The following is a 15,279-nucleotide window of genomic DNA, read 5'->3' on the forward strand; positions in this document are numbered from 1 at the left end:
TTGGGACCTCCGGGGGTGGTGGGCGCCGGGACGTATCAATCTTTACCCACTCGGCACGCGTTCGCCACACCCTTTCCATACTCGTTCGTCAGGCAAGGGGAGTTGCCAGGTCACGCCGACCACTGTCGTCAGCCATGGCAGGGGTATGTCTTCGCGGGTTGAAGCCGTGATCCGCTCGGCCGGCGGCTCGCTCGTCGTCATGGTTTCGCCTTTCGAATGCTTTCCGGTGCTCGCGGCGAGAGACCAAAATAGGGTTATCTCATTCATATCCGACCCGATTCGCCTCCGACCAGGGAAGTGATTTATCGCTTTCTTGTCAGCACTTTCGCGAAGAGGATTCCTGTGCCTAGAATGCCTTATCGGTAGCCGACCGACTACTGGATAGGCAACCCAGGATAGAGCGGACCATGACAGCCATTGGTTTATCTGGACTGGATTCGATATCACCGGCCGACCATTAAGTCCGTTTTTTCTAATTCGGGAGGAAATACAATGGATGAGGTGCTGCCCCTCGACCCTGGATCCCCTCGCCTGCGGTTCGGCGCCGAGATGCGTCGGCTGCGGGAGGCCGCGCAGCTCTCGCAGTCCTCCGTGGCCCGGCGACTCGGCTGCACCCAGACTCAGATAAGCCGCCTGGAGAGTGCCAGCCGCACACCGTCGAAGTCCGACGCGGAGAAGCTGGACCAGCTCTTCAAGACTGCTGACGGCAGCGCCTTCACTCGCCTCCGTCAGCGCATCCTGGCCCAGCCAGGTGGCCCGATCTGGTTCCAGAGCTGGGTCGAGGAGATCGAGCCGACCGCTCTCGTCCTGCGCTCCTGGGATCCCCTCCTCGTTCCTGGCCTTCTCCAGACGGAGTCCTATGCCCGCCACGTTCTCAGCCAAGAACCCCGAATGACCTCTCAGGAAGTGGAGGAACGCATTGAGGCCCGAGTTCAACGTCGCTCCATCCTGGAGCGGGACGATCCGCCCCTGTTCCTGACTCTCATCGACGCCAATGTGGTGCGCCGTCCGGTTGGGGATTCCGAGGTTATGCGCGGCCAGCTCGACTACCTACTGGAGGTTGGCCAGAATCCCGCTGTTTCTATCCAGCTTGTCGATCAGAGATGCCTACCAGGACTCCTGGGAGCTTTTATGATCGCCGAGCTTCCGGACGGGCAGCCAGATGCCATCCATGCCGACTCATCGGCGGAAGGGCATGTCTCGACTGATTCCAGTATTGTGGCCTCAATATGGAACCGATATGAGGCGATACGGCGATGGGCTTATCCTGATCACATGTCCCTCAAGATGATTGAAGATGTGAGGCAGGAATGGACCTGAGTGCCGCTATGTGGCGGAAGTCATCACGTTCCGGATCGAACGGTGGTCAGTGCGTCGAGGTTGCTGCCAACCTGCCCGGAGTAGTTGCCGTTCGTGACAGCAAGAACCCGGATGGGGCCAAACTGCTCTTCGCCCCCGCCGAGTGGAAGTCGTTCATCGGTGGCGTCAAGACCGGCGAGTTCGACACTCTGACCTGACCTTTCATCCCCTCGGCTCGTCGATCGCCACGCCTCCAGGCCGGTCCTAGGTCCATGGTCCGATGCGGCGGGAGCGGGATGGGACGTAACGTCGGCCTCTCGTCCACAGAGGGGTAAGTCAATGACGTTTCTGGTGACCGGAGCGACGGGCAAGGTCGGTCGGCATGTGGTCGGCCACCTGCTCCGCGCGGGTCAGAGGGTGCGTGCGCTCACCAGGGATCCGGCCGGGGCCGGCCTGCCGGAGTCCGTGGAGGTGGTGCGGGGCGATCTCACCGATCCCGGCACGCTGGGGCCGGCCTTCGACGGTGTCGAGGGCGTGCATCTGCTGACCGCGGGCGGCGACGACTACGCCACGCTGCGGACCGGACCGGAGTTGGCCAAGCTGGCGGAGAAGGCCGGAGTGCGGCGGGTCGCGCTGCTGTGGAACGGCCAGGTGGGTCCGGTGGAGGAGGCCTTCGCGGCGAGTGGCGTCGAGTGGACCAGGTTGCAGCCGGTCGACTTCATGAGCAACACGCTGGCCTGGGCGTCGGCCATCAGAGCGGAGGGCGAGGTACGCGAGCCGTTCGCCGATGTTCAGGGCGGGGTCGTGGACGAGGCGGACGTCGGCGCCGTTTCGGCGGCGGTGCTCGTGCGCGGCGGCCACGCGGGGAGGACATATGTGCTCACGGGGCCTCAGACGCTCAGCCAGCGTCAGCGCCTGGCCGCTATCGCGGAGGCGACAGGCCGTCCGCTCCGCCTCGTCGAGCTCACCGAGGAGCAGGCGCGCAGGCGCTGGCGGCAGGCGGGACACGGTGAGGAGCTCATCGAGCTGCTCACCTCCTGGCAGCGCGACCCGCCGCCCGAGTCCACCTCCGTCTCGCCCGCGGTGCGTGAGATCACCGGTCGCGAGCCGCGTTCGTTCGCGGAGTGGGCCGCCGAGCACGCCGCCCACTTCGGCGCGGAGTCCGCAGCGAAGGCCGCGAAAACCCCGGAGGCCCCGGAGACCGCGAAAGCCCCAGAGGTCCCGGAGACCGTGAAGGCCTCGAAGGCCCCGGAGTCCCCGGAGTCCCCGGAGTCCCCGGAGTCCCCGGAAGCGTAGGACCTGGATCTGGGCCTCCGTGCCGAAGTGGGTCGTGTCGGTGAGCCACGTCGATTGTCAGCGAGCCACGTCGAGCAGGTCCTAGATCCAGCCGCGCCGGGTGGCCTCCATCGCGACCTGGAACCGGGTCTGCGCTCCGACGCGGTGCATCAGCTTGGTGACGTGCCGCTGCACGGTGCGCTCGCTCCATCCCAGGGCCCGGCTGGCGGCCTTGTCGGTCGCCCCCGACGCCAGCAGCGTGAGCAGTCTCGCCTCCTCCTCGGACAGCGCCTCCGCGTCGGGTGAGTTCAGCTGGACCGGGACGCTGCGTGTCCACGTCGTCTCGAAGAGGGCCACCAGCGCGTCCAGGAGCGGGGAGGGGTGGATCACGTAGGACGCCGCGATCATGTCGTCCACCGGCCGGAGCAGCGGGATGATGGCGAGCCGGTCGTCGGAGATGGCCAGTTTCATCGGCAGGTCCGCGGCGATCCTGGCCTGCTCCCCGTGCCGCATCCCGGCCGTGACGTCGTCCAGCCGGCCGGGAAGTGCGAGCGCGCTCCTGTCGTAGATGACCCGGTACTTCACCCCCCGCTTCAGCAGGGCGAGTTCCACGTGGTTCGGCTCCCTGTGCGCCTGCGGGGCGGCGTAGGGCGGGCGGTCGAACCCCCGCATCTGGGTCCGGGTGTTCTGCTGCATCTGCACCCAGTGGTGGTTGACCTCGTCGCGTCCCGAGACGATCTCGATCAGGTCACCCGGATGGGCGAACCGGGTGCCCGCGCGGTACATCTTGACCAGCGTCCCGATGTGCAGGCGGACGTCGCGCAGCCCGGCCTCGCGCTCGCGCAGCACGGCCTCCAGCCCGCTGTCCGGTGAGACGGCGACATAGCGGACGGGGCGTCCCGTGGAACGGGTGGCCAGGCCGAGGTCGACGAGCGAGCGCAACGTCCGTCTCGCGGCTGACACCGGGAGATGACAGTCATGGACGAGTTCGGAGACCGTCGCCTGCGTCCTGCGGACGAGTGCGTCGTACACCGCCTCGTCCTGCCGACTCAACCCGATCGCCTCAAGCATCACACTCTCCTTGCCTGTACGGTGAGCTCCGGCACCGGGAACAGCCCGCCACTTCGCCTGTCGTGTTTACGCCACCTGACAGGAACTCGCCTCTGACCCAGCTTGTCAGGGGATGACAGCTGATGCCAGCGTTCAGGAGCATCACAGCGCGCACCTGAACGAAGGAGTCCCTCCATGTCGCTGTCCGCCCTGCGCTCTCGCGGGCAACGCCTGTCACTCGCCGCACTCCTCGTCCTGGGATCACTCGCCACGGCCCTGCCGGCGGCCCCGGCCATGGCACAGCAGCCCTCGGCGGAGAAGCCTCCCGCTGAGCCGGCCCGGCGAGGAAAGATCGCCCCTGAGCTGATCGACCGGACGAGGGCCGCCGGCGCGCGTGCCGACGACCGCGTCGAGGCCGTCGTCGTGCTCGGCGCGGGCGCCGGCCTCCGATCGGTGGCCCCCTCGCCGGGAGAGGCGCGGAAGGCCCTGACCGAGACGGCCGAGGCCGTGCAGGCCCCCGTCGTCCAGCTGGTCGAGTCCCAGGGTGACCAGGTGCTCAACACGTTCTGGATCAAGAACATGGTCCTCGTGCGGGCCAGGCCCGCCACCCTGGAGGCGCTGGCCGCGCTCGAACTGGTCGACCGGATCATCCCCAACTTCGAGCTCAAGGCCCCGCCCGCGCCGCGCAGCGCCGCGAAAGCCAAGGAAGGGGAATCGGCCTGGGGCATCGAGAAGATCGGCGCCGACCGGGTGCGAAAGGAGCGCGGGCTCACCGGTGACGGCGTGCGCGTGGCGGTTCTCGACACCGGCGTCGACATCGCCCACCCCGACCTCACCGGCAAGCTCGTCACCGACAACGCCTCGGACCCGTCCTACCCGGGCGGCTGGATCGAGTTCGGCCCGGACGGCAAGCCGGTGCCCTCCTCGCCCCACGACAGCAGCTACCACGGCACGCACGTGGCGGGCACGATCGCCGGCGGGAACGCGTCGGGCACGCAGATCGGTGTCGCCCCCGGCGCCGAGCTGATGGCGGGCCTGGTCATCCCCGGCGGCAACGGAACGTTCGCCCAGGTGGTCGCCGGCATGCAGTGGGCAATCGCGCCGTACACCGCCGACGGCACCCCCGCCGGGAAGCCCGCCGACGTCGTCAGCATGTCGCTGGGCGCGGAGGGCTACTCCGACGAGATGATCGAACCGGCCAGGAACATCTACCTGGCCGGCGCCTTCCCGTCCTTCGCCATCGGCAACGAGTGCCTCGAAGGAGGGTCGGGCAGCCCCGGCAACGTCTACGAGGCCGTGTCCGTCGGCGCCACCGACGCGGGCGACGACGTGCCGGAGTTCTCCTGCGGCGGGGTGGTCCGCAGGACCGACTGGATCGACGCGCCCGCCGAGTGGCCCGAGTCCTACGTCGTTCCCGACATCTCGGCACCCGGCGTGGACGTGCTCTCGGCCCTGCCGGGCGGCGAGTACGGATCGCTGAGCGGCACCTCGATGGCGACCCCGCACGTCTCGGGCACGGTCGCGCTGATGGTCGAGGCCCGCCGCGACCTCGGCGTCGACGAGGCGCTGGGCATCCTGACCGGTACGTCCTTCTTCGACGAGCGCTACGGCGAGCGTCCGAACCCGCGCTTCGGCGCCGGACGGATCGACGCGTACGCCGCCGTCGCGGAGGCGGCTCTCAGCAGCGGCGTCCGGGGCGTCGTCACCGACGAGAAGACGCGCAAGCCGCTCGCCGGTGTGACGGTCACCCGGACGGACACCGGCCGGACCGTCGAGACCGACGAGCAGGGGCGGTTCGAGATGCGGCTCGGTGCCGGGTCGTACGACCTGACGCTGTCCAGGTTCGGCTACCGGCAGGAGACGGCCGGGGTCCGCGTCGCGGCGGACCGCTTCTCCGACGTCCGCGTCGCGCTGGACCGGACCCGCTGGGGGAGGATCTCGGGGCAGGTGAGCTACGGCCCGACCGGCTCGACGGTGCCTGGCGCGACGGTCAAGGTGCTCGGCGTGCCCGACAGCCTCGTGGCGACGACGGACCTCAACGGCCGGTACACGATCGACGACGTGCCCGAGGGCGACTACCAGGTCGTCGCGGCGGCTCCCGACGTGTCGAGATCGGAGCCCGCGAAGGTCACCGTACGCGGGACGAAGCCCGCGCGTGCCGACTTCGCCCTCCCCCGGCCCCTGGCCACCGAGCGCGTCTCGGTGACCTCGGACGGCCGCCAGGGCAACGGCGACGCGTGGTGGCCGAAGATGAGCGCGGACGGCAAGGTCGTGACGTTCGCCAGCCTGGGGTCCGGCTTCGTCGCCGACGACACCAACAACGACCTCGACATCTTCGTGACCGATCTGCGTACCCGGGCGGTCGAGCGGGTCTCGGTGGCCTCCGACGGCGCCCAGAGTGACAGCTTCTCGCTGAGCCCGACCATCAGCGCGGACGGGCGCCTCGTCGGGTTCGGCAGCGGGGCCACCAACCTCGTGGCCGGGGACACCAACGGGCAGACCGACGCCTTCGCGCACGACCGGGAGACGGGGAAGACCGAGCGGGTCTCGGTGGCCTCCGACGGCGGCCAGAGCGACGGGCTCTCCTCGTCCCCCTCGTTCAGCGCCGACGGCCGGTTCGCCGTCTTCAACAGCGACGCCACCAACCTCGTGCCCGGGGACGTCAACGGCCGGACCGACGTCTTCGTCCGCGACCGGACCACCGGGAAGACCGAGGCCGTCTCGGTCGGGACCGGCGGCGCCACGGGCGACGGGAACTCGCGCGAGCAGTCGATCAGCGCCGACGGCCGCTTCGTCGCCTTCGACAGCCAGGCCACCGACCTCGTACCGGGAGACACCAACGGGCATAGCGACGTCTTCGTCCGCGACCGGCAGACCGGGAAGACCGAGCTGATCCCCGCGCCGGACGCGAGGGAGGCGAGCAGCCCGTCGATCAGCGCCGACGGGCGGATGGTGGTCTACATCGCGAGTGGCGGGATGGAGGGGTACCAGATCTACGTCCACGACCGGCAGACCGGCACGAGGAGGCTCGCGTCGGCGGCGTCCGACGGGAGCATGGCCAACGACTGGTCCTTCGCCCCCTCGCTGAGTGACGACGGGCAGACCGTGGCGTTCTACACCTACGCCACCAACCTCGCCGGTAGTGACACCAACGGGCAGACGGACGTGTACGTGCGCGACCTCAAGGCGGGCACCACCACGCGGGTCTCCGCGGGTCCCAAGGACGTCGAGGGTGACGGCTCGGCCGGCATACCGTCGATCAGCGGGGACGGGCGGTACGTGGCCTTCGAGAGCAACTCCGGCAACCTCGTCGGTGACGACACCAACCGGCGGTCCGACATCTTCGTCCACGACCGGACTCCGGGTCCCGAGCCGCGCTTCGCCCTGGCCGGCCTCGACATCAGCCCGGACCACGCCCGCCCCGGCCGCCCGGTGCGGATCACCGCGTGGGTGAAGAACGTGGGAGAGAGGGCGGGCGGGTACGACGCCGTCCTGCGGGTCAACGGCGAGGTCGAACGGCGGCAGACCGTCCAGGTCCGCGCCGACAAGGCTGTGCGGCTCTCGTTCGACACGCGCCGCAGCGACGCGGGTACGTACACCGTGGAACTGGGCCCGCTCACCGGCCGGTTCGTGGTGAAGGGCCACTGAGGGACTGTGAACCGCCACTGACCGGACGCGGGTGACACCGCTCCACCAGGTGACCTCGCCCCCGGCCGGTCGCGGCGCACCAGCCCGCGACCGGCCGGGGGCGAGGATTCTCGCGCCGGAAAGAGGATCCTCACGCCGGAAAAGTGGTTGAGCGGGGGCGACGGACGCGAGCATGATCGGCTCATGGATCTCGTCGCGTCCCTGCCCGCCTTCGTCGTCGCCGTCGTGCTGATCTCGGCGTCACCGGGTCCCGCGATGGCGTTGATCCTGCGCCGTGCCGCGCTGCACGGTTTCCGGGGAGCGGTGCCGACGGTGCTGGGCCTGGAGGCCGTCAGCGGCACCGTTCTCATCGTCCTGGGCCTGCGCATGGCCGCCGCGACCCGCTGACGCCGCGCGGGCTCGTACTCCCGCTTGCACCTCCCCTAGAGGGAGGCGCGAGGGTGGGGGCATGGACGGCGACACGCTCTACTCGATCGGTGACCTGGCCCGGCGGACCGGGCTGACGGTCAAGACCGTTCGGTTCTACTCCGACCGCGGGATCGTGCCGCCGACCGGCCGCAGCCCGGCCGGTCACCGCCTCTACGGCATCGACGCCGTCGCACGCCTGGACCTCGTACGGACGCTGCGCGACCTGGGAGTGGACCTTCCCACGATCCGCAGGGTCGTGGAACGGGAGATCTCGCTTTCCGAGGTGGCCGCGGCGCACGCCGAGGCACTGGCGGTGCAGATCCGGACGCTGCGCCTGCGGCGCGCGGTGCTGACGGCGGTGACCAGGCGCGGGTCCACCCCCGAGGAGATGGATCTCATGCACAAACTGGCAAAGCTCTCCGAGGACGAACGCCGGCGCCTGATCGGCGACTTCCTCGACGCCGCCTTCGGCGGCCTGGACGCCGACCCCGGATTCGCGGGGATCAGGCGCTCGATGACCCCCGAACTGCCCGACGACCCCGAACCCGAGCAGGTCGAGGCCTGGGTGGAACTGGCCGAGCTGTCTCAGGACCCGGAGTTCCGCGGCGTCATGCGGCGTCTGGCCGAGCAGCACGCGGCCGAGCGCGCCCTGGACGCCACCGGCCTCCCGCGCCGCGATCCCGTCGCGATGGTCCGCGACCAGGCGGGCCCCGCCCTGACGGCCGGCCTCGACCCGGCCTCGTCTCGGAGCGACCCGGTCGTCGCGGCGGTCACGGCACGGTACGCGCACGTCGTCGGCCGCCCCGACGACGCCGGCCTCCGGCGCCGGTTGCTGGTCCGGCTGGAGAGCGCGAACGACCCCCGCAGGGAGTCGTACCTCCGGCTGCTCTCAGTGATCAACGGCTGGCCGGCCCCGGAAAGCCTGACGCCGGTGCTCGACTGGTTCGTCCAGGCCCTGCGCGTCCGCACACCGGGTTGACGCGCTCCTCGGCACGAGCGCCGGGGATCCGGCCCGTGCCGAGGAGCGCGACACCTCGGCGGCTTCGTGCTCCACCGGCCTCGGCCGCGACGGCCCGCCGTGCTGCCGCGCACGACGAGAACGTTCGGTGCCCCTGGACAGGGGGAGGCGGATGCCGGGGCGGCACCAATGCCCGAGCGGTCGTGCGTCGTCCCCGGATCCGTCCTACCGTTGGGCTCCCGGACCGGGTACGGGCGAAGGCGGGGCTTCATGCGGCGAACTGGCGCGGTAACGACGGTGGCGGTGGCGGCGCTCGCGCTGGTTTCGAGTGGGTGTACGCCGGGGGCGGGCGATCCGGTCAGCACGCCCACCATCGCCGCCGTACCCGTGGTCTCGCCCGCCGGCAGGAGCGCGGAGGCGGTGGTCGTCTCACCGAAGGACTGCCCCGAGCCCGCTCGCACCACTGACGGCTTCCAGGCGGCCTCCGTCCGGCCGAGCTGGAAACCGCTCTCGGTGACCGGGGAGGAGGGCACCCTCCACAGCGGCGCGATGGCCTCGGACGGGGTGTTGTGGGCGCTGCACGACACGTGGAAGGCCCCCATGACACTGAGGCGGTGGCAGGACGGCCGATGGGAGACGACAGCCGCACCGTCCAGGGTGAAGGCCGTCAAGGCCCTGGCGACGAGTCCCGGCGGCGGGATCTGGGCGGTCGAGCCGGGAACGGGGGCGTGGCACGGTACCGGGACGTGGAAGGTGGGCGTACGCGAGGGCGACGGGTGGCGGGAACTGGTGCTGGCCCTGCCGGATCAGGAGATGGGGAACAGCGTCGCCCACGCGCACGGCGGCTGGGTGAGCTTCGGTGGAGTCGCCGTCCACTGGGACGGCGCGAGCTGGAAACGGCTGACCCTGCCCGACGGCCGGGGGCCCGAGGGGGGCCTCGACGCGTACCGGCTGTTCGGATCGGGCCAGGAACTCTGGGCCGTACCCGCGGAGGGGTCCAAAGCCGTGCGGCTGCGCGACGGCGTGTCACAGGTGGTGGAGTTCGCGCTGCGGATCGACGCGAAGGAGGCCGTCCACGACTCCCAGGGCGGCGCCTTCCGCCCGCAGGCCGTCGCGGTCACCGGCGCGGACGAGACGTGGATGCTCGGCGCGGCGGCGTTCGGCACCCACTACCTGGAGGAGAACGAGGACACCGACGCCGGGCGGCTGGTGGCGCTGCGCCACACGCGGGGCAGGTGGAGCTGCACGTGGGGTCCCTTCCACCGGGAGGGCTTCAGGGGCGCGTTCACGGAAGCGGTGCCGGACGGGGACGGCGGGCTGTGGGCGGTCACGGCGGAGTCGACGATGTGGCACCTCAGCGGCGGACGCTGGACCAGGGAGCGTCTGCCGACGGACAAGGGCGCGGAGCCGCACGTCACCGACCTGGTGGCCACCGGCCACGAGATCTACGCGCTGGGCTCGGTCACCGCGGAGGGACGATCCCGCGGGGCGCTCTGGCGCGCCGGCTAGACCCGGTACGGCTATCTTGGCTGGTAGCAGCAGAGTCGCCCGGTTCGCAGCGTCATGCGTAATTCCTCGCCGAGGGCCGGGTCGGCGGCGGCGACGCGGTTGACGGCGCGCCGGAGGGCCTTGCCGACCGAGACGCGGGCGCGTTCCTCGTTGCCGGTGAAGTTCCGGGTCCGTCCGGCCAGACCGGTCGCGGACGCCAGCTCGTCGATCAGCCAGTCGCGCTCGGCCCGCAGCCGCTCGGCCCGGACGACGTCGTTGGCCGACTCGTATCCGTCGATCTCCTCCTGCAACAGCGACAGACGTTTGCGGTAGGCCCTGATGGCCTCCTCGTCCAGGGCCGGCTGGGCGGTCCCGGTGCCGGCGTCCGCGACCACCCTGTCGCGCGGTACCGGGCCCGCGGCCAGCTCGATGGCCGGAATCTCGTATCGGGGGTTGGCGAGCAGGATCGCGAGGTAGGCCATCCCCAGGCTGTGCTCGACGTGCACGCTCCGTGAGCCCAGCCCGACCCTCCACCGGCGGCCTTCGCGCCGGCACTCCATGAGGGGTCGCCGCCCGCCGTGCCCGGCGGCGGTGACGGCGGCGTGCGGTCCCCTTCCACCGGGCAGGACCATGCCCAGCTCGGCCGCCTCGCTCGTGGCGACCTCCAGCTGCCGGGCCGCCTCGGCGGCGTCCCCGGCCTCGGCCCGGAGTGCCAGCGCCTGCGCCCACCGCACGCGCGACAGGACCGCCGCCGGCCAGTGCCCCATGGCCAGATTGCCCCGTACGGCCATCTGCAGATGCTCGACCGCCCGCTGGGCGTCACCCATGGTCAGCGCGGCCACGCCCAGCGCGTGCCGGGCGGAGCCGAAACACGCGACGCCGAGACTGGCCACCATCGGAAGCCCGGCGAACGGGCCGAGCAGCTCGTAGGCCGCGGCCGAGGCCTCGGTGTCCCCCAGCAGGTGCGCGGCCTCCACGACGCCGTGCATGGTCACCAGCCAGCTGCTGGACCGGGGCAGCAGGGCCAGATCGCCGCCCCGCAGCCGCGCCAGCGCGCCGGCCGCCTGCCGGTGGTCCCCGGCGGTGGCCGCGGCGACCGCCAGCGCGGCCAGGTAGGAGTTGTCCACGGCGCTGAGCGTCGGCGAGTTCACCTCCTCGGCCAGCATCGGAACCAGCTCGGCGATGCGGCCCTGGTACCAGCGGATGGCCACCATCTGCGCGCCGTACCAGCCGGCGGCGTCCGCGTCGCCGGCCCGCCTCCCCCGTTCGGCGCAGGCGGCGGCCTCGGCCTCGGCCTGCTCCAGCCGCCCCGCGCGGATGCCGAGCATCACGTCGATCGCCCGCACCACGAACCCGATCGCCAGGTGGTCCTGCTGGGCCAGCAGGCCGCGCAGTTCCGCCAGGTGGCGTTCCGCGTGCGGGTCCGCGTCGAGAACGTGGTCGACGGTGCGCCACAGCAGTCCCATCAGCAGATCGCCACGGCACGAGGTCCGGAAGCCTGCGGCGATCAGTTCCCGGGCGAGTTCGTGCCGCGTCTCGCTCTGACCGGGACCCAGCAGGCAGTGGTGGGCCAGGCTGACCGCCTCGGTCCACGCGGCCGGATCGCCCGCCCGCCTGGCCTCCTCCAGCGTGGCGAGGACGGTGGTGTGCCCGCCCGACCGGTAGTCGGCCTCGGCGGCCAGCCGTACCCTGAGCCGAAGGGCCGGTGACGACCGCGGGTCCACCACCGACAACGCGTGCCGCAGGCGCGCCTCGATCGACGCGGCGGCCATGACACCACGGTGTTCGTGCACCCACAGGCCGGACAGTCCCAAGGCCGCGAAGGCCATCGCCTGACCGTCGCCCTCGCTCTCGGCCGCGCGGTACGCCGCGTCGAAGCACTCCCGGCTGGACCGCAGGTCACCCTCGACGCACCGGGCGTGCACCCCGGCGAGAAGCAGCGACCCGCTGTCGTCCTCCGCCGGCGCCGGCGTCACCCCGTGGTGCGGCGGGCAGCCGCCGGTACGGGACCGGCGGGACACGGGGCCTCGCCACCCCCTGTCCGCTTTGTCATGGGCCGGGTCATGGACCAGGACCGGTGGCCGGCGATCCACGGCGGACGTCAGCTCTCGGTGAGGCAGGACGCGTGCCCCGCCGGGCCGGCGGGCGAGGCGGGGGCCGCACGGTCGACGGCGTCCGTGGCGATCTCCACAGCGGCGGGCATGTCGGGACTCCTCGGATCGGTGTGCGATCAGGCTGCCGCCGGGCGGTTGCACTCGTCTTGCAACATCCTTGCGTGCGAATCGCCGTACCCGTCGCATGACCTCACCGGGGTCCGAACCCCCGTGACACCCATCCCCGGCCCGGTTTCACGGTCTCGGCGATGCCCCGCCGTGACCGCCTCGCGGGCTCCGGTCGCCCAGGCCCGCGGGGCGGTCGCCACCGGCCGCGCCCCGTGGCCTTCCACCGGCCGCTCACCAGGGGGTGGCCCCGCGCACCCGGCCTGGGATCCGGGATCAGTAACGGCCGTGCACCGTGTTCGTCCTCTTCGTCATGCGGGAGTATCCGGGGGCGTTGAAGACGACCTTGGCGTAGATCTCGTCACCGGCGCCCTCCAGCGAGGAATCGTCCTCGTCGAGGAGAGAGCACCGGATCGTGGGAACGGAAATGATGATCAGCCCTCCCCCGTTCCGATCCGATCCCGCGCTCAGCTGCGCGTTGCCCGCCTTGTACAGCCGGTTGTCGTAGACGGCGTCCTCACCCCAGATCTCGACCTGGACCGTCGCGCCGTTGTCGACCAGGTACTGCGCCTGGGCCTGCGTCATGCCGACCTTGCCGAAGGTGAGGACCTTGCAGCCGGCCGCCTCCTTGGTGATCGTCAGCCGGGCGGTCAGGGCGCCGGGTACGTCGGCGGCCTGGGCGGGCGCGGCCGCGAGACCCACGGTCAGCGCCGTGGCGGCGCCCAGCGCGGCGGCCAGGCGGGCGATTCTCTTCACTGCGGACATCATCGTTCCTCCGGTGTTCGTCCGGGCCGGGCCGGTGTTCATCTGGGCTGGGGCTGACGCGACTGCTTGCGCGTCCTGACGTAGCGGTTGGTCGCGGGAAGCCAGCACGTCACGACGGCCAGCAGCGCGCCCAGGGTGGCCAGGGCGGCCAGGAATCCGGTGATCGGGGACACCATGTCCGTGAGGTCCCGCAATCCGAGAAGGACGACGACGGGGGTGAGGACGCTCAGCACGACCCGGGCCCACGTCCTGCCGTCGCGGACGGGCAGCAGGAGCAGGACGAAGATCACCGCGAGGAGGAGCCAGACGTACGCCCGGGCCTGGAGGGAGCCGAAGGCGGCCTCCACCGCGGTGTCCACGACGGAGCCCACGGCATCCGAGCCGACCTCGACGCCGAGCTCGTCGCGCACGTAGCTCCGCAGCAGGCTTCTGCCCGCGATCAGGGAGACCGCCGCCGACGACAGCATGGACGCCGCGGCCACCGCGGTGGCCAGGGTCGCGGCCAGCAGCGTCCCCGGCCTGCGGGGTGTGTACGTGCTACCGCCTGCCATCTGGCGTGCGGTGGGAATGTGCTCACTCACTTGTATTCCTTTCGATGGTTTTGCATGGATCACCTGCCGTACGGCCCGCTCTCCGTGCGGAGAGAGGTCGGCGAAGGCCCAGGACCGGGCGGCCGCCGGGTCACTCGACGTCGTCCGGGGCGCCGGCGAGGTGTTCCTCGGCCCGTGTCTCGGCCCAGATCACCTCGGCGCCCGCGGAACGCGCCGATTCCCCCTGTGGGAGAAGGGCTGACGAGCCGGACACCCCTAAGGTGTTCCATCCGGTTCCACCGGTCGTTCCATCGCGAGCCCGCCGCTCCTCCGCGCCGGGCTCAGCGGCGCCCTCTGCCTGGCGGGAGGGATCGAGCGGGAATGATCACCGACGACACGAGCCGCCCGCCGGCCGACTCGGCGAGTTGGCGCGGACCCGGTGTCCGGGCACGAGGTCACGCGACACCGTCCCCGGAAACGCGAGAGGCCCTGACCTGTCGACACAGGTCAGAGCCTTTATCAGGGTCCTTCTTCGAAGGCCTCGCCCGAAGCGGTGACGGCGCGCCGGTCATGACCGGCGTCGCCGACGGCCGGCGTCACCCGTCCGTGGCGTCACCGTCCTGCCCGACCTCCCAGCGCAGCAGGTCGCCCGGCTGGCACTCCAGCACCTCGCAGAGCGCGGCGAGCGTCGTGAAGCGCACCGCCTTGGCACGGCCGTTCTTGAGCACCGCCAGGTTGGCCGGCGTGATGCCGACGCGGTCCGCGAGCTCGCCCACGGACATCTTCCGCCTGGCCAGCATCACGTCGATGTCGACGGTGATCGGCATCAGATCACCTCTTCCAGCTCGGCCCGCATCCGCGCCGCCTCGACGTCGCGCGCGACGGCCTGGGCGAGCAGCATCCGCAGCACGAGCACGATGAGCGCGACCCCCAGGATCGCCACGACGACCCCGCATATCAGGAGGACCACCCCCGGGGCGACGGGGTCGCCGGGCGCCAGGAGGACCGCGTACGCGAACACCACGAGGGCGGCCGCCACGAGCGCGCCGATCACGATGTGCACGTACCGGAAGGCGGCGTGGGAGAACACGGTCCCGCGGCGCACCATCGTCACGAGCCGCCACACGCAGACCAGGACGACCTGGACCGTCACGACACCCAGGACCGTGATCACGAGAAACGGGGTGCGCAGGTACGCGTAGTCCGGGTTGAGTTGCTCCATGTCGGCGGCCAGCAACGGCACCATCACCGCCTGTACGAACACCGAGCCGGCGAGCAGCACCACGAGCACGGCGCGCAGCGCGAGCACTGTCAACTTTCCCATCGTCTCCCCTTCAATCGACTAGCGATGGAAATGTATCGATATTCGATAGATACGGCAAGTTGTCAGGCCGGTCGGGGAGGTGAGACTCCGGTACAGGCGCGCGGAGCCCCGGTACGGGCGCGGACGATCGGTGATCACCAAAACGCGCGGGCGGTCCCACCGGAGAGGTGGCTCCTGCCGTTTCCCGCACAGCGACCAGAGCGGACAGCCCGTCCGCGCTCACCGACCGCCTACGACCGCCGACCCTGGAATCGATCATCCAGTGGCGTTTCAAGGTGAGCGTCTGCCCGCTCACCCGGCTGATCGCCGTGGCGC

Annotated in this window: 13 protein-coding genes; 7 read left to right on the top strand and 6 right to left on the bottom strand. The window is 70.9% G+C overall.

All coding sequences use genetic code 11. The features are described from left to right. Window positions 1-492 precede the first annotated feature (492 nt). The 3 genes from ACTOQ2_RS30915 to ACTOQ2_RS30925 all read left to right on the top strand — a co-directional run bounded on the left by ACTOQ2_RS30915 (window position 493) and on the right by ACTOQ2_RS30925 (window position 2,595). Complete coding sequence (locus ACTOQ2_RS30915; protein WP_440104371.1) at window positions 493-1,320, top strand: helix-turn-helix domain-containing protein; 828 nt, start codon at window positions 493-495, stop codon at window positions 1,318-1,320. Continuing rightward, complete coding sequence (locus ACTOQ2_RS30920; protein WP_440104372.1) at window positions 1,311-1,517, top strand: DUF397 domain-containing protein; 207 nt, start codon at window positions 1,311-1,313, stop codon at window positions 1,515-1,517. The genes ACTOQ2_RS30915 and ACTOQ2_RS30920 overlap by 10 nt, the downstream gene beginning before the upstream one ends. A 121-nt stretch (window positions 1,518-1,638) precedes the next feature. After that, the gene (locus tag ACTOQ2_RS30925; protein ID WP_440104374.1) at window positions 1,639-2,595 is read left to right on the top strand and encodes an NmrA family NAD(P)-binding protein; all 957 of its coding nucleotides are present in this window, start codon (window positions 1,639-1,641) and stop codon (window positions 2,593-2,595) included. A gap of 81 nt (window positions 2,596-2,676) precedes the next feature. Here the strand turns inward: ACTOQ2_RS30925 and ACTOQ2_RS30930 are convergent, their stop codons facing one another. Next, complete coding sequence (locus ACTOQ2_RS30930) at window positions 2,677-3,645, bottom strand: helix-turn-helix transcriptional regulator (RefSeq protein ID WP_440104375.1); 969 nt, start codon at window positions 3,643-3,645, stop codon at window positions 2,677-2,679. Window positions 3,646-3,819: 174 nt separating this feature from the next. On the opposite strand from ACTOQ2_RS30930, the gene ACTOQ2_RS30935 reads away from it, so the two are divergent. The 4 genes from ACTOQ2_RS30935 (at window position 3,820) to ACTOQ2_RS30950 (ending at window position 10,147) form a co-directional block, all read left to right on the top strand. Further along, complete coding sequence (locus ACTOQ2_RS30935) at window positions 3,820-7,272, top strand: S8 family serine peptidase (protein ID WP_440104376.1); 3,453 nt, start codon at window positions 3,820-3,822, stop codon at window positions 7,270-7,272. 183 nt (window positions 7,273-7,455) lie between these two features. Beyond that, complete coding sequence (locus ACTOQ2_RS30940) at window positions 7,456-7,659, top strand: hypothetical protein (RefSeq protein ID WP_440104378.1); 204 nt, start codon at window positions 7,456-7,458, stop codon at window positions 7,657-7,659. 61 nt (window positions 7,660-7,720) lie between these two features. Next, window positions 7,721-8,659, top strand: coding sequence for a MerR family transcriptional regulator (locus ACTOQ2_RS30945; protein WP_440104379.1), 939 nt, complete (start codon window positions 7,721-7,723; stop codon window positions 8,657-8,659). Between the two features lie 249 nt (window positions 8,660-8,908). Continuing rightward, window positions 8,909-10,147, top strand: a complete 1,239-nt coding sequence (locus ACTOQ2_RS30950; protein ID WP_440104380.1) for a hypothetical protein — start codon at window positions 8,909-8,911, stop codon at window positions 10,145-10,147. 11 nt (window positions 10,148-10,158) lie between these two features. Here the strand turns inward: ACTOQ2_RS30950 and ACTOQ2_RS30955 are convergent, their stop codons facing one another. The 5 genes from ACTOQ2_RS30955 to ACTOQ2_RS30975 all read right to left on the bottom strand — a co-directional run bounded on the left by ACTOQ2_RS30955 (window position 10,159) and on the right by ACTOQ2_RS30975 (window position 14,964). After that, window positions 10,159-12,147, bottom strand: a complete 1,989-nt coding sequence (locus tag ACTOQ2_RS30955) for a hypothetical protein (protein WP_440104381.1) — start codon at window positions 12,145-12,147, stop codon at window positions 10,159-10,161. 474 nt (window positions 12,148-12,621) lie between these two features. Then, the gene (locus ACTOQ2_RS30960) at window positions 12,622-13,101 is read right to left on the bottom strand and encodes a hypothetical protein (protein ID WP_440104382.1); all 480 of its coding nucleotides are present in this window, start codon (window positions 13,099-13,101) and stop codon (window positions 12,622-12,624) included. A gap of 47 nt (window positions 13,102-13,148) precedes the next feature. Continuing rightward, the gene (locus ACTOQ2_RS30965; protein ID WP_440104383.1) at window positions 13,149-13,691 is read right to left on the bottom strand and encodes a hypothetical protein; all 543 of its coding nucleotides are present in this window, start codon (window positions 13,689-13,691) and stop codon (window positions 13,149-13,151) included. A gap of 545 nt (window positions 13,692-14,236) precedes the next feature. Then, window positions 14,237-14,467 (bottom strand): helix-turn-helix domain-containing protein, encoded by a 231-nt coding sequence (locus ACTOQ2_RS30970; RefSeq protein WP_440104384.1) that lies wholly within the window; start codon window positions 14,465-14,467, stop codon window positions 14,237-14,239. Then, window positions 14,467-14,964 (bottom strand): DUF2975 domain-containing protein, encoded by a 498-nt coding sequence (locus tag ACTOQ2_RS30975; protein ID WP_440104385.1) that lies wholly within the window; start codon window positions 14,962-14,964, stop codon window positions 14,467-14,469. The genes ACTOQ2_RS30970 and ACTOQ2_RS30975 overlap by 1 nt, the downstream gene beginning before the upstream one ends. Window positions 14,965-15,279 lie beyond the last annotated feature (315 nt).

This window comes from Streptosporangium sp. H16, assembly GCF_051918855.1.
Taxonomy (GTDB): domain Bacteria; phylum Actinomycetota; class Actinomycetes; order Streptosporangiales; family Streptosporangiaceae; genus Streptosporangium.